Here is a 16,820-nt window from a genome sequence, read left to right on the forward strand (position 1 = left end):
GGGCAGTAGACCAGAGTTGGCATCCTGCCCGATAGCGATCATTGCCGGTCAGTCGGCTTCAGGTGCTTTCGCCGGCTGTTCGGCGAGCTTGTCGGCCAGACGTACGAACGCGGCCAGATCGAGTTGCTCGGGGCGCAGGCTGCCATCGACGCCGGCGGCTTCGATTTCGGCATTGCTCAGCAACTGCTTGAGGGTGTTGCGCAGGGTCTTGCGGCGCTGGTTGAAGGCTTCACGCACCACACGCTCGAGCAGGCGATGATCCTTGGCCGGATGCGGCAGCACCGCGTGCGGTACCAGGCGGACGATCGCCGAGTCGACTTTCGGCGGCGGATTGAATGCGCCCGGGCCGACGTTGAACAGGTGCTCGACCCGGCAGTGGTACTGAACCATGATCGACAGACGGCCCCAGTCACCGCCACCGGGACCGGCGGCCAGACGCTCGACCACTTCCTTCTGCAGCATGAAGTGCATGTCGCGAATGATGCCGGCGTTGTTCAGCAGGTGGAAAATCAGCGGCGTGGAGATGTTGTACGGCAGGTTGCCGACCACGCGCAGGCTATTCGGCGCAGCGTTCAGGGTATTGAAGTCGAACTTCAGCGCATCGCCCTGATGCAGATTGAAGTTGCTCTTGCCGGCAAACTGCTGGTTGAGGATCGGGATCAGGTCCTTGTCCAGCTCCACCACATCCAGCTCTGCCCCTGAGTTGAGGATGCCGGCGGTCAGTGCGCCCTGGCCCGGCCCGATTTCCAGCATGCGGTCGCCGGCCTTGGCATTGATGGAGCGCAGGATGCGGTCGATGACGCCGGCATCGTGCAGGAAGTTCTGGCCAAAGCGTTTGCGCGCCTTGTGTTGGTATTGCTCGGTCATAAACGGGTCTCGGCCATCTGGTAGGCGGTTTCCAGGGCGACTTGCAGGCTGCCGGTGTCGATCCTGCCGCTGCCGGCCAGATCCAGGGCGGTGCCATGGTCGACCGAGGTGCGGATGATCGGCAGGCCCAGGGTCACGTTGACTGCAGCGCCGAAGCCTTTGTACTTCAGCACGGGCAGACCCTGGTCGTGGTACATCGCCAGCACTGCGTCACAGTGCTCCAGATATTTGGGGGTAAACAGAGTGTCGGCAGGCAGCGGGCCACGAAGGTCCATGCCCTCGCCGCGCAGGCGCTCCAATGTGGGTTCGATGATGTCGATTTCTTCATGGCCCAGGTGTCCGCCTTCGCCGGCGTGCGGGTTGAGTCCGCAGACCAGGATACGCGGTTGGGCGATGCCGAATTTTTGTTGCAGGTCGGCGTGCAGAATCCGCGTGACCCGTTCCAGGCGCTCCGGCGTGATCGCATCGGCAATGTCGCGCAAGGGCAGGTGAGTGGTGACCAGCGCCACGCGCAAACCGCGGGTGGCGAGCATCATCACCACTTGGGCGGTGTGGGTCAGGTCGGCGAGAAACTCGGTGTGACCGGAAAACGCGATGCCCGATTCGTTGATCACGCCTTTGTGCACAGGCGCGGTGATCATCCCGGCGAAGTCGCCGTTCAGACAGCCATTGCCGGCTCGGGTCAGGGTTTCGAGGACGAATGCGGCGTTGGCCTTGTCCAGTTGCCCGGCGACCACGGGGGCGCTGAGCGGGGTGTCCCAGACGTACAGGCTGTTGGCGGGCGCGGGAGCGTCCGGCCAGTTGTCAGGCGCAACTTCCAGCAAGCTGACAGCCAGCCCCAGCTGCGCGGCCCGCTCTTGGAGCAGGTCGCGGCTGGTGATGGCAATCAGGGGGTGTGGCTGGGCTTGCGAGGCGAGCAGCAGGCACAGGTCGGGACCGATGCCGGCCGGTTCGCCGGGTGTCAGCGCGAAACGCTTGGGTTTCACTGCGCTGCCTGGTCTGCACCAGGGAGTTTGATCTCTACGTACGCTTCGTCACGGATCTGACGCAGCCAGGTTTGCAGCTCTTCGTCGTATTTGCGGTTACGCAGTACGGTCATCGCTTGCTGCTCACGGGCCTGTTCGGTGCTGTCGGTGGCGCGACGGCCAAGGACTTCCAGAACGTGCCAGCCGTACTGGGTCTGGAACGGCTTGGACAGCTGACCCTGCGGGGACTTGGCCATCACGGCGCGGAATTCCGGTACCAGTGCGTTCGGGTCGATCCAGTTCAGGTCGCCGCCGTTGAGCGCAGAGCCCGGGTCTTCCGAATACTTCTTGGCCAGTTCGGCGAAATCTTCACCGGCTTCGATGCGGTTATAGAGCGACTGAGCCAGTTCCTTGGTCTTGGCTTCGTCGCGAACCGGACTCGGCTTGACCAGGATGTGGCGCACATGCACTTCGTCGCGCATCTGGCTTTCGCCACCACGCTTTTCCAGCAGCTTCAGGATGATGAAACCGCCCGGAGTGCGTGCCGGTGGAGTGATGTCGCCCGGTGTCATGCTGCTCAGTTCACGGTCGAATGGCGGGGGCAGTTGAGCAGCTTTGCGCCAGCCCATGTCGCCGCCTTCCAGCGCGTTGTCACTGGCAGAGTTGGCCACGGCCATCTGGCCGAAGTCAGCGCCTTGCTTGAGCTGCTGGTAAACCTCCATCGCCTTGCGTGCAGCACTCTGAATCGCTTCGGAGTTGGCGCTTTCCGGGGTCGGAATCAGGATGTTGGCCAGGTGCAGTTCTTCGGACAGTTGCATCTTGCCCAGGTCGGAGGCGAGGAAGTTCTTCACTTCCTGTTCCGAGACCTGAATACGTTCGGCCACACGACGCTGGCGTACACGGCTGATGATCATTTCGCGGCGGATCTGCTCGCGAGCGTCTTCATAGGAGAGGCCGTCACGGGACAGGGCGATGCGGAACTGCTCCGGGGTCATGTTGTTGCGCTGGGCAATGGTGCCCACAGCCTGGTTCAGTTCCTCATCGGTGATACGGATGCCGGAACGTTCGCCGATCTGCAATTGCAGGTTTTCGACGATCAGGCGTTCGAGCACCTGTTGATCCAGTACGCCCGGAGGCGGCAGACCGCCGCCACGCTTGGCGATGGTTTGCTGAACTTCGTGGACGCGTTGATCCAGCTGGCTCTGCATGACCACGTCGTTGTCGACGATGGCCACAACCTTATCGATGGACTGCACCGCGGCGTTGGCCGCGGTACCCAGGAACAGCGCGCCCAGCATCAGCGGGCGCAGACAATCAGAAAGCTTGGTCTTCACGTTGACGATAACCTTGGATGCCTTTGTCGAGGAAGCTCTCTACCTTGGCGCCAGTGAGGCCGCCGAGTCCCTTCAGAACAATTTGGAGGAAGACGCCGTGGTCGCCTTTTTCGTTTTCCGGGGCGTTCTGACTGAATTCGTCATAGCTGACCCAGTAACGGTTGATCAGGCGCAGTTTCCAGCAGCAGTTGTCATATTCGAAACCACCGAAGGCTTCCAGCGTGCGATTGCGGTTGTAGTCGTACTGCCAGCGGCTGATCGCGCTCCACTGCGGAACGATCGGCCAGATGACCGAGAAGTCATGCTGCTGGATCTTGTAGTAGTCCTTCACGTAGCCAGGCTGGCCAGGGGTGCCGTAATCACCACCGCCCACCGACCATTTACCGGTGTTCTGGTCGTAACGAACCTGGTCGTTGCGATAGCGATAACCGACGTTGACCACCTTGTTCGGGTTGTCTTCAGGCTGGTAATGGAACATCGCGCTGCCGGAACGCGGGCTGCGGCTGTCCGGATCCCAGTTGTAATCGGCAGTGGTGCGCCAGTCGCGGTTCCAGCGGTATTCGTATTCCAGTGCGTAAGGCGAAACATTGGAATGCGCGTCGTCGCGGGTCTTTGGATCAATGCCCGGCAACTGGACTTCGCGATCCTTGAAGTAGAGAGCCTGGCCGATGCTGATGCGTTGACGCTCGAAACCGTCTTCCTCGATCCAGCGGTTGGTGACACCCAGCGACAGCTTGTTTTCATCGCCGACACGGTCGGAGCCGGAGAACCGGTTGTCACGGAAAAGCGATGCGTAGTTGAAGGTGTACTCACCGGTATCGAACACCGGAATGTCTTCCTGGTTTTCCTCAGGTACATAGAGGTAGAACAGGCGTGGTTCCAGGGTCTGGCGATAGTTCTTGCCGAACCAGGAGGTGTCGCGGTCGAAATACAGGCCGCTGTCGACACTGAAGATCGGGACGCCGCGGTTCTGGTTACGGCTGTAACTACCGTTGATGAAGTCGGTACCCGTTGCAGCGGCGAAGGCCTGCTGTTGGGCGATCTGGTTCTTGCCGGTACCGTCCAGATCGAGGTCGTACTGGGTGTACTGATATTTCAGAGATGGCTTCAGGAAGCCATATGTCCAGTCCAGAGGCAGGCTGACACCTGGTTTGAGGTTCAAACGGTTACCGTTGGCGCGAGCCAGACCGGTTACGTTGTTGTCCAGACGCAGTTCGGATGTGCCGTCTTCGTTGATGAAATTGCCATTTTTCAGATCGCGTTCGAAACGTACGATTTCGGTCTCGTAATCGAAGTCCAGGCCTTGCGGGTGATACGGCAGCTGACCATTGAAGGTGATCTGCGGCAGACGGTCATAAGGTGTGATGTTCGATACGGTCGCCAGCTGGTACGCCTGGGCGTTCAAGCGGGCGGTGTAGCTGTCGCCACGATAGGTGACCGAGCCCTGCTGGTTCACGTAGTCGGCGCTTTTCACGCCGATCTGGTCGGTCTGCAGATCCTGGAAGTAATAAGGATCGCTGATCTTGGTGTAGTCCACCTGGGTGAACACGCGGGAGTCGAGACCACCCTTGTGTTGCCAGTTGTACATGTAGCGAGTCTTGTCGTAGTCGGTCTGGCCCTTGCGTTCGTCGTCCTCGTCGTTGAGGTACGCCGCGCCGAACTGGCCTTCGCTCGACTTGGTCAGGTAGCGGAACTCGCCTTCCATCAGCATGCCGCGCTTGCTCATGTAGCGCGGATACAACGTGGCATCGTAGTTCGGTGCCAGGTTGAAGTAGTACGGGGTGACCAGCATGAAGCCGGTGTCGCTGCCGGAGCCGATGGTCGGCGGCAGGAAGCCCGACTGACGACGATCGTCGATCGGGAAGTAGATGTATGGCGTGTACAGGACCGGAATGTCCTTGACCCGCAGCGTCACGTTGGTCGCGGTACCGAAACCGGTGGCAGGGTTCAGGGTGATGTTGTTGCCCTTGAGCTGCCAGGCGTTGCTGTTCGGTTCGCACGTGGTGTACGTGCCGTCCTTCAGACGGATGATCGCGTTTTCGGCACGCTTGGCGTACAGCGCGTTACCGCGGATGCGCGACTTGTGCATCACGTATTCGGCGTTGTCGACCTTGGCTTCGCCAGTGTCCAGCTGCACATCGGCGTGGTCGCCGACGATCAGCGCGCCGTTGTCGCGAATGCGCACGTTGCCCGCCAGTTCTCCACGGCTTTCGGCCTGATACAGGTTGGCCTCGTCGGCTTCGACCTGCATGCTGCCCTGACGCATGACCACGTCACCGGCGAGACTCGCGACCTGCGAATCCTGCTGATAACGCGATGCCTTGGCACCGATGAAGGTCGGGGCGTCACTTTTATTCGTCTTGTCATTCATGCCAGGACGAATCGGTTCGATATAGGAACCAGAGCAGTAAGGACCGGTCTCGGCCAGTTGGGCGGCGGTGAGCTTCTCGCGCGGAACCCAGTCGAGGTGACTGTAGTCTTCGCTACGGGATTTCAAGCCACGGCCCTTGGACTCGGTAACCAGTACCGGCTTGGGCCCGGACTCCGCAGTGGAGCCGCTCTCGGCCGGGACTTCGCCAGCGGCGCTGACGGCACTGCCGTCATGCACGGGACGCGGCGGCAAGGCAGCGGCCGGCGTCTTCGGCGAGCAGGCCCAGCCACCCGTTGCCGAGGCGGCGCAGTCATACTGCTCGGCGGCAACAACGAATGAACTGGCCAGAGGTTGCATAGCCAGCAGACTGCCGGTTACCAACAACGGAAATTTTTTACGAAACGCGGGGGATTTCAATGCCATCTTATTAGTCCGGGCTTCCTGCGTGCCATCTGCCCGCGGTGTGGGCCGCACGCCTCTCGATGGTCTGAAAAAGATGCTGGATAATAAAGCATGACCCGCTTGACGGCTAGCGCCGTCGGAGACCCTTGCAATGCCTGATCAAGATGTACGCTTGCAACACCTGAAAGTTTGGCTCGATGAACAGTTGGCAACCCTTTTTGCAGATCAGGGCTGGGGAGCCGTACCCCCGGCCACGTTGACCGCGGCCAGCAGCGACGCGAGTTTTCGCCGGTATTTCCGCTGGGAAGGCGCCGGTCGCAGTTTCGTCGTGATGGACGCGCCGCCACCTCAGGAAAACTGCAAACCGTTCGTGGATATCGCCTTTTTGCTGGCGAAATCCGGCATCAACGTGCCGAAAATTTATGCCGAGGACCTCGAACGCGGGTTTCTTTTGCTCAATGACCTGGGCAACAAGACCTATCTGGACGTGATCGACAGCGAAAATGCCGACGCGTTATTCAGCGATGCCTTGCAAGCGCTGCTGGCTTTTCAGCAGCTGCCGATGGTGGCACCGCTGCCGAGCTATGACGTCGCGTTGTTACGCCGCGAGCTGGAGCTGTTCCCCGAGTGGTACGTGAAACGCGAGCTGGGCGTCGAGTTCGATGCCACCCAACAGCAGCAGTGGCAAAAGGTCAGCGATCTGCTGATCGACAGCGCCCTGGCCCAGCCGAAAGTGTTGGTGCACCGCGACTACATGCCGCGCAACCTGATGCTCAGCGAGCCGAATCCCGGCGTGCTGGATTTCCAGGACGCTGTGTACGGCCCGGTGACCTACGACGTGACCTGCCTGTTCAAGGACGCCTTCCTCAGCTGGCCTGAACAGCGTGTGCGCGGCTGGCTGGAAAGCTACTGGCAGCAGGCGTCGGCACTGAACATCCCGGTGCAGCCGGACTTCGAAGAGTTTCTGCGCGCCAGCGATCTGATGGGCGTGCAGCGTCATCTGAAAGTCATCGGCATCTTCGCCCGCATCTGCCATCGCGACGGCAAGCCGCGTTACCTCGGTGATGTGCCGCGTTTCTTCTCTTATATAGAAGCGGTCATCGCTCGCCGTCCCGAGCTGGCGGATCTGCAGGCACTGCTCGCCAGCCTGCGTGGTGGAGTGACGGCATGAAGGCAATGATTCTGGCGGCCGGCAAAGGCGAGCGCATGCGCCCGCTGACCCTGACCACCCCCAAACCGCTGGTGCAAGCCGGTGGCGTGCCGCTGATTGAATACCACCTGCGCGCTCTGGCCGGCGGCGGTTTCACCGAGATCGTGATCAACCATGCCTGGCTCGGACAGCAGATCGAAGATCATCTGGGCGATGGTTCGCGGTTCGGCGTGTCGATCCAGTACTCGCCGGAGGGTGAGCCACTGGAGACCGGCGGCGGGATTTTCCGCGCCTTGCCGCTGTTGGGCGACGACGCGTTTCTGGTGGTCAACGGTGACATCTGGACCGATTACGACTTCAGCGTCCTGCATCAGCCGATCAACGGCCTGGCGCATCTGGTGCTGGCGGACAACCCGGCCCATCACCCGACAGGGGATTTCACTCTGACCGACGGCCAGGTGCGTGATGGCCAGGCCGACGCGGCGACCCTGACCTACAGCGGCATCGCCGTACTGCATCCGCAGTTGTTCGACGGCTGCACCGACGGTGCCTTCAAACTGGCGCCGCTGTTGCGTAAAGCCATGGCGGACGGGCAGGTGACCGGCGAGCGGTTGAAAGGTCACTGGGTTGATGTCGGTACTCATGAGCGTTTGGCCGAAGCCGAAGCCTTGATAGAAGCGAGTCGCTGATATGTTGTGGCCAGGGACTCTGATTGGAGCCGGAGCGGGTTTTGCTATCGCCAGCATTCCGGGGGCCATGCTTGGGGCTTTGTTGGGGCAGGCGCTGGATCGGCGCCTGCATTTGCAGAGCTGGGGGCATTTGCGGGAAAAACTCGGCGGCCGGCCGATGCTGCGCAACGACGAATTGTTGTTCGTGTTGCTCGGGCGCCTGGCCAAGAGCGACGGGCGGGTCACGGATGGTCACATCCAGCAGGCGCGGCAGGAGATGCGCTCGCTGGAAATGAGCGAACCGGCACAGCGCCGGGCGATTGCCGCGTTCAATCGCGGCAAGTCCGGCAACGACAATCTGCGCGGTTATCTGCGTCGCTTGAGCACTCAACCCCACGCGGCCGAAGGCGTGTTGCGCGCCTGCTGGCGAATGGTCTGGGCCGATGGCCGGGCCGGCGTCAGCGAGCGAGAATTGCTGGCGCAGTGGGGCAAGTGGCTGGGCTGGACGACCCATCAGATCCAGGCGCTGGCGGCGGACTACGAGCCGCACAAGCGTCCGATCGTCAGCGCGGCGGTGAGCTATCAGGAGGCGATGCGCCTGCTCGGTGTCTCAGCCACCAGCGAACCGGCGCAGATCAAACGTGCCTATCGACGCCTGCTCAGCCGGCATCACCCGGACAAGGTCGCCGGGACGGGTGCCACGCCGGCGCAGGTGCGTGAGGCCACCGAGAGGACCCGCGAATTGCACAATGCCTACACGTTGATTCGCGAACGGCGGGATTTTCGTTAGGCATAAAAAAATCGCAGCGTCGGGCTGCGATTTTTTTGTCTGCGTTTTGACGGTCCGGACTATTAGTCCGGGCTCTGCGGATTCAACCAGCCACGCACTCGACGGAACAATTGCTCCTGTTCGGCCTTGTTGTCCGGCAAGGCCTTGAGTGCGACCTGACTGAACGCGGATGTCTTCAGTCGCTTGCTCGCCTGCATGCGCTCCAGTGCCGCGTTGCGGTCCAGCGGTTTATCCATGTAGAAAATATCCGCGGTCGGCAGTTTCAGGGTCGGTGTCAGTTCCACCAGTTCCGGTTTGGCCTTGGCCGGGGTCTGCGCGGCCACCAGCATCAGCTTCTCGACCTGCGAGCTCTGTCTCTCGCTCATGTAGCGAGCGGCCCAGTAAGCGCCGGTGCCATGGCCGAGGACGACGATACTGCGCGCGCTCTGTTGTTCGGCGTAGGCCAGCGCGGCGTCGATGCGGGCGAAGATTCGCTCGGCATCGGCCTTGGACTGTTCCTCGGTGGATTCAGCAACGACCTTGTCGGCCACATCGGCTTCGCCACCGGCGGCTTGTTCGATCGGCTCGGCGGTGGTCGAATCCTTGCTGCCCGGGTCGGCGGCTTTTGGTGCGGCGGGGGTTTCGGCCACGCGCGGTGCAATGGCATCGCTTTGCAGATCGGGCAGGGTGATACTCAGGCTGCTCCACTCGACGTCCGGCAACTTGCGGCGCAACGGGCCGATCGCCTGGGGCCAGTCGGCGGTTTCGCCGGCACCGGGGATGAGGATTACCGCGCCTTTGGGTTCGGCGGTGTTGGCCGGTTTCCACAGGGCGAGGAAGGTGTCGCTGCCGGCTTGCAGTTGCTGTTGTTCCTGGGCCGGAACCTTGCGTTCGAGTGCCGCGGCTTCTTCCTGACTACGCTCAAGCAGTGGCTGGCGTTCGACCGGTTTTTCTTCGGCGGCTTTTTCTGCTGCGGGGGCAGATGCCGGATCCGCGGCTTCGACGGAAAACGCACAAGGCAGGATCAGCGACAGGCACAATGCTGGCATTGCCAGGCGATAGACAGGGGGCATCGGTTATTCCAGGCCAGAAGTTATCCCGGCAGCCTAATGGGTTGGTCAGAATTTGTCAGTGTATGAGACTTCAATGATGCGTTTTTGCTGCCTGTGGGTTATCGGCTGTCTGGCGTTTCCCTTGATGGGCTGGGCGGCGCCTGCGCCACCGAGTCACCTCGCGCGGTTGTCGGCGAGCGAACAACAGTGGCTCGCACAGCACAACGAATTGCGCGTGGGCCTGGTGTTGCAGGCGCCCTACGCGCAATACGACCGGCGCTTGCAGCGGCTGTCGGGGGCCAACGTCGAAGTGATGAAAGCGTTGGCGAGGGCGCTGAATGTCGAGCTGAACTGGCGCAACTTTCAGGATCTGGCCCAACTCGAGGCCGCTGCCCGGGACGGCGAAATCGACATCGCACCGGGTCTGACCCAAACCCCGGGCGGCCTGCGTCTGTGGCAGTTTTCCGACCCGTACATGCGCGTGCCGCAACTGGTGGTCAGCGACCAGAAGGGCAGCGCGACCGTGGAACTGGAAAAACTCGACAGCCAGACCCGAGTCGCCGTGCGCATGCCCGGCGTCACCGCCGATTACCTGCGCAGCAACTATCCCCACCTGAATCTGCAAGGCGTGCCGATGGAGCGTCAGGCGCTGCAACTGTTGCTGAGTCAGCAGGCGTCCTACGCGGTGGTCGATGAGGCGCAGCTCGGTCGGCTGTCGGTGGAACCGGAGTTTGCCGGGCTGGTGGTGGTCGGTGACATCGGTTTGCCGCAACTGCTGCGCATCGGCACCCGTCGTGACTGGCCGGAGCTGGCCGGAATCGTCGAGAACGCCCTGCGCGCAATCCCGGCCAAGGATCTGGAGCGCCTGCATGCGCAATGGCTGCAACCCAAATATCCACGGCTCTCCGAATCACCGGGCTTCTGGCAGAACCTGAGTCTTTTGTTCGCGGTGCTGCTGCTCAGTTGCGTGGCCATCGTGTTCTGGCAACGCCGCCAGCAACGCAGTCTTGAGCAACGCTTGTTCGACGCCCGCGAAGACATCGCCCTGCGCGCCGCCAGCGAAGAGGCCCTGCGCCTGACCCAGTTTTCCATCGATCAGAGCACCGTCGGCATTCTCTGGGTCAACTGGGACAGCCATGTGCGCTACGCCAACCGTGCGGCAGAAAACATGCTCGGTTATCCACAGGGCGCCATCATTGACCGGCCGTTGATCGACTTCGAACCGGGCCTGCACATGGATCGCTGGCTCAATCTGTGGAAACGCGCGCGGGCCAGCGAAGAAGGTCCGCTGAGTTTTGAAACCAACTGTGTGCGCGCCGATGGCAGTGTGCTGCCGGCCGACGTGTCGCTGAGCTTCCTGCGGTTTCGCGATGGCGAGTACCTGGTGGTTTACCTCACCGATGTCACCGAACGCCGTCGTGCCCTGGCTGCGTTGCAGGAAAGCGAGGCGCGGCTGCAAGGCATCGCGGCCAATGTGCCGGGGTTGGTGTTCCGTCTCGAGCGCGCACCGGTGACCGGGCAAATCGACTTTGCCTACATCAGCGAGGGCAGCGAAAGTCTGGTCGGCTACGCGCCGGCCGCCATCGCCCACCGCGACATGGGCCTGCGCAGTCTGGTGCATCCGGATGACCGGGCCGGCTATCACCAGACCCAGGATCAGGCACTGGACACCGACAGCGATTGGTCGTGGCAGGGCCGGATTGTTACGCGCCAGGGCGAGCAGCGCTGGGCCGAGATCAAGGCGATCACCCGTCAACTGGAGGGCGGCTCCTATGTCTGGGACGGCATTGTCTGGGACATCACTGAAAGCAAACGCATCGAACTGGAGCTGGCAGCCTCCCGTGAACAATTGCGCGAATTGTCGGCGCATCTTGAAAGCGTGCGGGAAGAGGAAAAGGCGCGCATCGCCCGCGAGGTTCACGATGAGCTGGGACAGATGCTGACGGTGCTGAAACTGGAGACGTCGATGTGCGAACTGGCCTACGCGCAACTCGACCCTGGCCTGAACGAGCGGCTGAACAGCATGAAGCGCCTGATCGCCCAATTGTTCCAGTTGGTGCGCGATGTCGCGACGGCGTTGCGCCCGCCGATTCTCGATGCCGGGATCGCCTCGGCCATCGAGTGGCAGGCGCGGCGGTTCGAGGCGCGCACGCAGATTCCGTGTCTGGTGCAGGTGCCGGACAACCTTGCACCGCTCAGCGACGCCAAGGCCATCGGCCTGTTCCGCATTCTTCAGGAAGCGCTGACCAACGTCATGCGCCATGCCCAGGCGCATACTGTAGAACTGACGCTGGCGCAGGAAGGCGACGAATTGTGTCTGACGGTCAGCGATGATGGCGTAGGATTTGTCGCCGCTGCGGGCAGGCCGACATCCTTTGGGCTGGTGGGCATGCGCGAGCGGGTGTTGATCATGGGCGGGCGGTTGATGCTTGAAAGTGAACCGGGGGATGGCACTCGTCTGGTGGTGTGGGTACCGGTGGATGAGGTCTGATGATTTTGCGGTGTCTGGACTGACGCCTTCGTGGGTAAGTCGAATCGTCGCACCGCAGCTCCCACAGGGATTTGTGTTTGCCTGAATCTGGAGAAGAAAAGTGATCCGTGTACTGGTAGCCGAAGACCACACCATCGTTCGCGAAGGCATCAAGCAATTGATCGGCCTGGCCAAGGATCTGCAAGTGGTGGGGGAGGCGAGCAATGGCGAGCAGTTGCTGGAAACTCTGCGCAACGTGCCCTGTGAAGTAGTGCTGCTGGATATCTCGATGCCTGGCGTCAACGGGCTCGAAGCGATTCCGCGGATCCGCGCGCTGAACCATCCTCCGGCGATTCTGGTGCTGTCGATGCATGACGAAGCACAGATGGCCGCCCGGGCGCTGAAGGTCGGCGCCGCCGGTTATGCGACCAAGGACAGCGATCCGGCGCTGCTGCTGACGGCCATTCGCAAAGTGGCGGCAGGCGGGCGCTACATCGACCCGGAGCTGGCCGACCGAATGGTGTTCGAAGTCGGCCTGACCGATGCGCGGCCGCTGCACTCGTTGCTGTCGGAGCGCGAGTTCTCGGTGTTCGAACGGCTGGCGCAAGGCGCCAACGTTAACGACATCGCCCAGCAATTGGCCCTGAGCAGCAAGACCATCAGCACCCACAAGGCGCGGCTGATGCAGAAGCTCAACATCACTTCGCTCGCCGAGCTGGTGAAGTACGCGATGGAACACAAGCTCCTCTGAACCACACCTCTATCCACTGTGGGAGCGAGCTTGCTCGCGAAGAGGCCGTGTCAGACAGAAAAGATGGCGACTGACACATCGCTTTCGCGAGCAAGCTCGCTCCCACAGGTTTCTTCATTGATCCTGCGATATTGGGCATATCTGTCAGCGACACGCGCTTTTGCTTGTTCTTGCGGCTTGCAGCTCAACATTCGCCACTGCTCTGTCTATTAGCGCCATCCTTGTAGGGCAATCCCTACCCCCGGCCTTCCATCCGGCTGAGGCGATTCTCTCCTGCGCCCCGATTTGCGGGACTGCAAGCAGCCACTAGGCTTAATCCCACAGCAGTCATCAATAACAAAGGTGTGGGTATGAGCCAGGTCGAATCAAACGCAGGGGCCAGTGATGTGCTGGTCAGCTTTCGTGGAGTGCAGAAGAGCTACGACGGCGAGAACCTGATCGTCAAAGACCTCAACCTGGACATCCGCAAGGGCGAATTCCTCACCTTGCTCGGGCCGTCCGGCTCCGGCAAGACCACCAGCCTGATGATGCTCGCCGGTTTTGAAACCCCGACCGCCGGTGAAATCCTCCTGGCCGGGCGGGCGATCAATAACGTGCCGCCGCACAAGCGTGACATCGGCATGGTGTTCCAGAACTACGCGTTGTTCCCGCACATGACCGTCGCCGAGAACCTCGCGTTTCCGCTGACCGTGCGCGGCCTGAACAAGAGCGACGTCAGCGACAAGGTCAAGAAAGTCCTGAGCATGGTCCAGCTTGATGCGTTCGCATCGCGTTATCCGGCGCAATTGTCCGGCGGTCAGCAACAACGTGTGGCTTTGGCCCGCGCGCTGGTGTTCGAACCGCAGCTGGTGCTGATGGACGAACCGCTCGGCGCTCTCGACAAGCAACTGCGCGAACACATGCAGATGGAAATCAAACACCTGCACCAGCGCCTTGGCGTAACCGTGGTCTACGTGACCCACGACCAGGGCGAAGCCCTGACCATGTCTGACCGCGTTGCCGTGTTCCATCAGGGCGAAATCCAGCAGATCGCCCCGCCGCGCACCCTCTACGAAGAACCGAAAAACACCTTCGTCGCCAACTTCATCGGCGAGAACAACCGCCTCAACGGTCGCCTGCTCAGCCAGAACGGCGAGCGCTGCGTGGTCGAGCTGGGGCGCGGGGAAAAGGTCGAGGCGCTGGCGGTCAACATCGGCCAGACCGGCGAACCGGTCACCCTGTCGATCCGCCCCGAGCGCGTCAGCCTCAACGGTTCGAGCGACCAATGCGTCAACCGCTTCTCCGGGCGGGTGGCCGAATTCATCTATCTGGGCGACCACGTCCGGGTGCGCCTGGAAGTCTGTGGCAAGACCGACTTCTTCGTGAAACAACCGATTGCCGAGCTCGATCCAGCGCTCGCGGTCGGTGACGTGGTTCCGCTTGGCTGGCAGGTCGAGCACGTTCGCGCGCTCGATCCTCTTCTAGAGGCGCACTGAAACGCCCCGCAATACCAACACCAACCCTGCACGTGGAGAGAACAATAAATGTTGAGATCCCTGAAGTTCACAGCCCTGACCCTGGGCCTGATGGGTGCGGCAAGCGCAATGGCCGCTGGGCCGGATCTGACCGTGGTGTCGTTTGGCGGGGCGAACAAGGCGGCGCAAGTCAAAGCCTTCTACGCGCCTTGGGAAGCAGCGGGCAACGGCAAGATCGTCGCCGGCGAGTACAACGGTGAGATGGCCAAGGTCAAAGCCATGGTCGACACCAAAAGCGTGTCCTGGGATCTGGTAGAGGTTGAATCGCCGGAGCTGTCCCGTGGCTGCGACGAAGACATGTTCGAACAACTCGATCCTGCGCTGTTCGGCAAATCCGAAGACTACGTCAAAGGCGCGATCCAGCCATGCGGCGTGGGCTTCTTCGTGTGGTCGACCGTGCTGGCCTACAACGCCGACAAACTGAAAACCGCACCGACCAGCTGGGCGGATTTCTGGGACACCAAAAAATTCCCGGGCAAACGTGGCCTGCGCAAAGGCGCCAAGTACACCCTCGAATTCGCACTGATGGCCGACGGCGTTGCGCCGAAAGACGTCTACAAGGAACTGGCCAGCAAGAACGGCCAGGATCGCGCGTTCAAGAAACTGGATGAGCTGAAACCGAACATCCAGTGGTGGGAAGCCGGCGCCCAGCCGCCGCAATACCTCGCTTCCGGTGACGTGGTCATGAGCTCGGCCTACAACGGTCGTATCGCTGCCGTGCAGAAAGAATCCAACCTGAAGGTGGTGTGGAACGGCGGTATCTACGACTTCGACGCCTGGGCCATTCCGAAAGGCCTGGACGCCAAGCGTGCTGAAGCGGCGAAGAAATTCATCGCGTTCTCGGTACAGCCGCAACAGCAGAAGACCTACTCGGAAAACATCGCCTATGGCCCGGCCAACTCTCAGGCAGTGCCTTTGCTGGACAAGGCGATCCTGAAAGACATGCCGACCACCCCGGAAAACATCGCCAACCAGGTGCAGATCGACGTCAGCTTCTGGGCTGACAACGGCGAGCAACTGGAGCAGCGCTTCAATTCCTGGGCTGCGAAGTAACCACGTCACACGGGCCGACGGCTACCGGATGATCGTTCCCACGCTCTGCGTGGGAATGCCGCCCGGGACGCTCCGCGTCCCTGTGACGCAGAGCGTCACTGAATGCGTTCCCACGCAGAGCGTGGGAACGATCAGTACCCCAAGTTCGAGGCGGTATTCGCCGCTTTTGTAACGATCAAAGATTTGCGGAGTACGTCATGGCCATCGCCGTTCCCCTGAACGAGGGCAACAGCCCCACCTTGAAGCAGCGGCTCAAGCACGCCGAGCGGGTCAACCGCTGGAAGGCCCAGGCGCTGATCGCGCCGCTGGTGCTGTTTCTGTTGCTGGTGTTCCTGGTGCCGATCGTGGCGCTGCTCTATAAAAGCGTCGGCAACCCGGAAGTGGTTGGCGGCATGCCGCGCACCGTAACCGCGATTGCTGCGTGGGACGGCCGAGGCCTGCCCGCCGAACCGGTCTATAAAGCCGCCAGCGAAGACCTCGCCGAAGCGCGGAAAAACCAGACCCTGGGCGATCTGTCCAAGCGCCTGAACATGGAGTTGGCCGGCTACCGCAGCCTGCTGACCAAAACCGCCCGCTCGCTGCCATTCGCCAGCGAACCGGCCTCTTATAAAGAAGCGCTGGAGGGCCTCGACGAGCGTTGGGGCGATCCGGCCTACTGGCAAGCGGTGAAGCGCAACACCAGCAGCATCACCCCGTTCTATCTGCTGGCGGCGGTGGATCATCGCATCGACGACCTCGGCGAAATTGCTCCGGCGACCCCGGATCAGGCGATCTACCTCGACATCTTCGCCCGGACCTTCTGGATGGGCCTGATCATCACCGTGATCTGCCTGGTGCTGGCCTATCCGCTGGCGTACCTGCTGGCCAATCTGCCTTCGCGTCAAAGCAACCTGCTGATGATTCTGGTGCTGCTGCCGTTCTGGACCTCGATTCTGGTGCGAGTCGCCGCGTGGATCGTGTTGCTGCAATCCGGCGGATTGATCAACAGCGCATTGATAGCGATGGGCATCATCGATAAACCGCTGGAGCTGGTGTTCAACCGCACCGGGGTTTACATCTCGATGGTGCACATCCTGCTGCCGTTCATGATCCTGCCGATCTACAGCGTGATGAAAGGCATCTCGCCGACCTACATGCGTGCTGCGATTTCCCTGGGTTGCCATCCGTTCGCCAGTTTCTGGCGGGTGTACTTCCCGCAGACCTACGCCGGTGTCGGCGCCGGTTGCCTGTTGGTGTTCATCCTCGCCATTGGCTACTACATCACCCCGGCGCTGCTGGGCAGCCCGAACGATCAGATGGTCAGCTACTTCGTCGCGTTCTACACCAACACCAGCATCAACTGGGGCATGGCCACCGCACTGGGCGGGCTGTTGCTGCTGGCGACCGTGGTGCTTTATCTGATCTACAGCTGGCTGGTGGGCGCCAGTCGCCTGCGCCTGAGCTAAGGGGAATTT

13 protein-coding genes are annotated in these 16,820 nt (G+C 61.5%); 8 read left to right on the forward strand and 5 right to left on the reverse strand.

Annotated elements, in window-relative coordinates; all coding sequences use genetic code 11:
• Positions 1 to 48: 48 nt before the first annotated feature.
• The 4 genes from rsmA to CAF77_RS03435 are packed head-to-tail and all read right to left on the reverse strand — an operon-like array spanning position 49 to position 5,960.
• Positions 49 to 867, reverse strand: a complete 819-nt coding sequence (rsmA, locus tag CAF77_RS03420; RefSeq protein WP_064380344.1) for a 16S rRNA (adenine(1518)-N(6)/adenine(1519)-N(6))-dimethyltransferase RsmA — start codon at positions 865 to 867, stop codon at positions 49 to 51.
• Entirely contained in the window at positions 864 to 1,853 is a 990-nt protein-coding gene (gene pdxA, locus CAF77_RS03425; RefSeq protein ID WP_085654023.1) for a 4-hydroxythreonine-4-phosphate dehydrogenase PdxA, read from the reverse strand. The genes rsmA and pdxA overlap by 4 nt, the downstream gene beginning before the upstream one ends.
• Positions 1,850 to 3,166, reverse strand: coding sequence for a peptidylprolyl isomerase SurA (gene surA / locus CAF77_RS03430; RefSeq protein ID WP_139831551.1), 1,317 nt, complete (start codon positions 3,164 to 3,166; stop codon positions 1,850 to 1,852). Before surA ends, pdxA begins: the two co-directional genes overlap by 4 nt.
• Entirely contained in the window at positions 3,147 to 5,960 is a 2,814-nt protein-coding gene (locus tag CAF77_RS03435) for an LPS-assembly protein LptD (RefSeq protein WP_064380348.1), read from the reverse strand. Before CAF77_RS03435 ends, surA begins: the two co-directional genes overlap by 20 nt.
• Positions 5,961 to 6,090: 130 nt before the next feature.
• Here CAF77_RS03435 and CAF77_RS03440 point away from each other — a divergent pair, with 130 nt between their 5' ends.
• From CAF77_RS03440 to CAF77_RS03450, 3 genes are read left to right on the forward strand one after another with little or no spacing between them, the layout of a single operon-like run.
• Positions 6,091 to 7,110: an aminoglycoside phosphotransferase family protein gene (locus tag CAF77_RS03440; RefSeq protein WP_085654024.1), complete on the forward strand. Its 1,020-nt coding sequence runs from the start codon at positions 6,091 to 6,093 to the stop codon at positions 7,108 to 7,110.
• Positions 7,107 to 7,778, forward strand: coding sequence for an N-acetylmuramate alpha-1-phosphate uridylyltransferase MurU (murU, locus tag CAF77_RS03445; protein WP_085654025.1), 672 nt, complete (start codon positions 7,107 to 7,109; stop codon positions 7,776 to 7,778). The genes CAF77_RS03440 and murU overlap by 4 nt, the downstream gene beginning before the upstream one ends.
• Before the next feature lies 1 nt (position 7,779).
• On the forward strand, positions 7,780 to 8,547 hold the full coding sequence (locus CAF77_RS03450; protein ID WP_064380352.1) for a TerB family tellurite resistance protein: 768 nt from the start codon (positions 7,780 to 7,782) through the stop codon (positions 8,545 to 8,547).
• Between the two features lie 62 nt (positions 8,548 to 8,609).
• On the opposite strand, the gene CAF77_RS03455 is transcribed toward CAF77_RS03450, so the two are convergent.
• Positions 8,610 to 9,599, reverse strand: coding sequence for an alpha/beta hydrolase family protein (locus tag CAF77_RS03455; protein ID WP_085654026.1), 990 nt, complete (start codon positions 9,597 to 9,599; stop codon positions 8,610 to 8,612).
• 73 nt (positions 9,600 to 9,672) lie between these two features.
• On the opposite strand from CAF77_RS03455, the gene CAF77_RS03460 reads away from it, so the two are divergent.
• The 5 genes from CAF77_RS03460 (at position 9,673) to CAF77_RS03480 (ending at position 16,811) form a co-directional block, all read left to right on the forward strand.
• Positions 9,673 to 12,069 (forward strand): PAS domain S-box protein, encoded by a 2,397-nt coding sequence (locus CAF77_RS03460; RefSeq protein WP_064380357.1) that lies wholly within the window; start codon positions 9,673 to 9,675, stop codon positions 12,067 to 12,069.
• A gap of 100 nt (positions 12,070 to 12,169) precedes the next feature.
• Positions 12,170 to 12,799, forward strand: a complete 630-nt coding sequence (locus CAF77_RS03465) for a response regulator transcription factor (protein WP_007959929.1) — start codon at positions 12,170 to 12,172, stop codon at positions 12,797 to 12,799.
• 350 nt (positions 12,800 to 13,149) lie between these two features.
• Positions 13,150 to 14,274 carry an ABC transporter ATP-binding protein gene (locus tag CAF77_RS03470; protein WP_007959931.1) on the forward strand — a complete coding sequence of 375 codons (1,125 nt, stop codon included), beginning with the start codon at positions 13,150 to 13,152 and terminating at the stop codon, positions 14,272 to 14,274.
• Positions 14,275 to 14,322: 48 nt separating this feature from the next.
• Positions 14,323 to 15,366, forward strand: a complete 1,044-nt coding sequence (locus CAF77_RS03475; RefSeq protein ID WP_064380359.1) for an ABC transporter substrate-binding protein — start codon at positions 14,323 to 14,325, stop codon at positions 15,364 to 15,366.
• Between the two features lie 197 nt (positions 15,367 to 15,563).
• On the forward strand, positions 15,564 to 16,811 hold the full coding sequence (locus CAF77_RS03480) for an ABC transporter permease (RefSeq protein WP_064380362.1): 1,248 nt from the start codon (positions 15,564 to 15,566) through the stop codon (positions 16,809 to 16,811).
• The last annotated feature ends 9 nt before the right edge of the window (positions 16,812 to 16,820 follow it).

The organism is Pseudomonas sp. R15(2017), from assembly GCF_002112685.1.
GTDB lineage: Bacteria > Pseudomonadota > Gammaproteobacteria > Pseudomonadales > Pseudomonadaceae > Aquipseudomonas > Aquipseudomonas glycinae.

Excerpts from the sequence above, each read along its gene's own strand:
- rsmA (WP_064380344.1), bottom strand. The coding sequence starts at position 867 with ATGACCGAGCAATACCAACACAAGGCGCGCAAACGCTTTGGCCAGAAC.
- CAF77_RS03435 (WP_064380348.1), bottom strand. The coding sequence starts at position 5,960 with ATGGCATTGAAATCCCCCGCGTTTCGTAAAAAATTTCCGTTGTTGGTA.
- CAF77_RS03440 (WP_085654024.1), top strand. The coding sequence starts at position 6,091 with ATGCCTGATCAAGATGTACGCTTGCAACACCTGAAAGTTTGGCTCGAT.
- murU (WP_085654025.1), top strand. The coding sequence starts at position 7,107 with ATGAAGGCAATGATTCTGGCGGCCGGCAAAGGCGAGCGCATGCGCCCG.
- CAF77_RS03450 (WP_064380352.1), top strand. The coding sequence starts at position 7,780 with ATGTTGTGGCCAGGGACTCTGATTGGAGCCGGAGCGGGTTTTGCTATC.
- CAF77_RS03455 (WP_085654026.1), bottom strand. The coding sequence starts at position 9,599 with ATGCCCCCTGTCTATCGCCTGGCAATGCCAGCATTGTGCCTGTCGCTG.
- CAF77_RS03460 (WP_064380357.1), top strand. The coding sequence starts at position 9,673 with ATGATGCGTTTTTGCTGCCTGTGGGTTATCGGCTGTCTGGCGTTTCCC.
- CAF77_RS03470 (WP_007959931.1), top strand. The coding sequence starts at position 13,150 with ATGAGCCAGGTCGAATCAAACGCAGGGGCCAGTGATGTGCTGGTCAGC.
- CAF77_RS03475 (WP_064380359.1), top strand. The coding sequence starts at position 14,323 with ATGTTGAGATCCCTGAAGTTCACAGCCCTGACCCTGGGCCTGATGGGT.
- CAF77_RS03480 (WP_064380362.1), top strand. The coding sequence starts at position 15,564 with ATGGCCATCGCCGTTCCCCTGAACGAGGGCAACAGCCCCACCTTGAAG.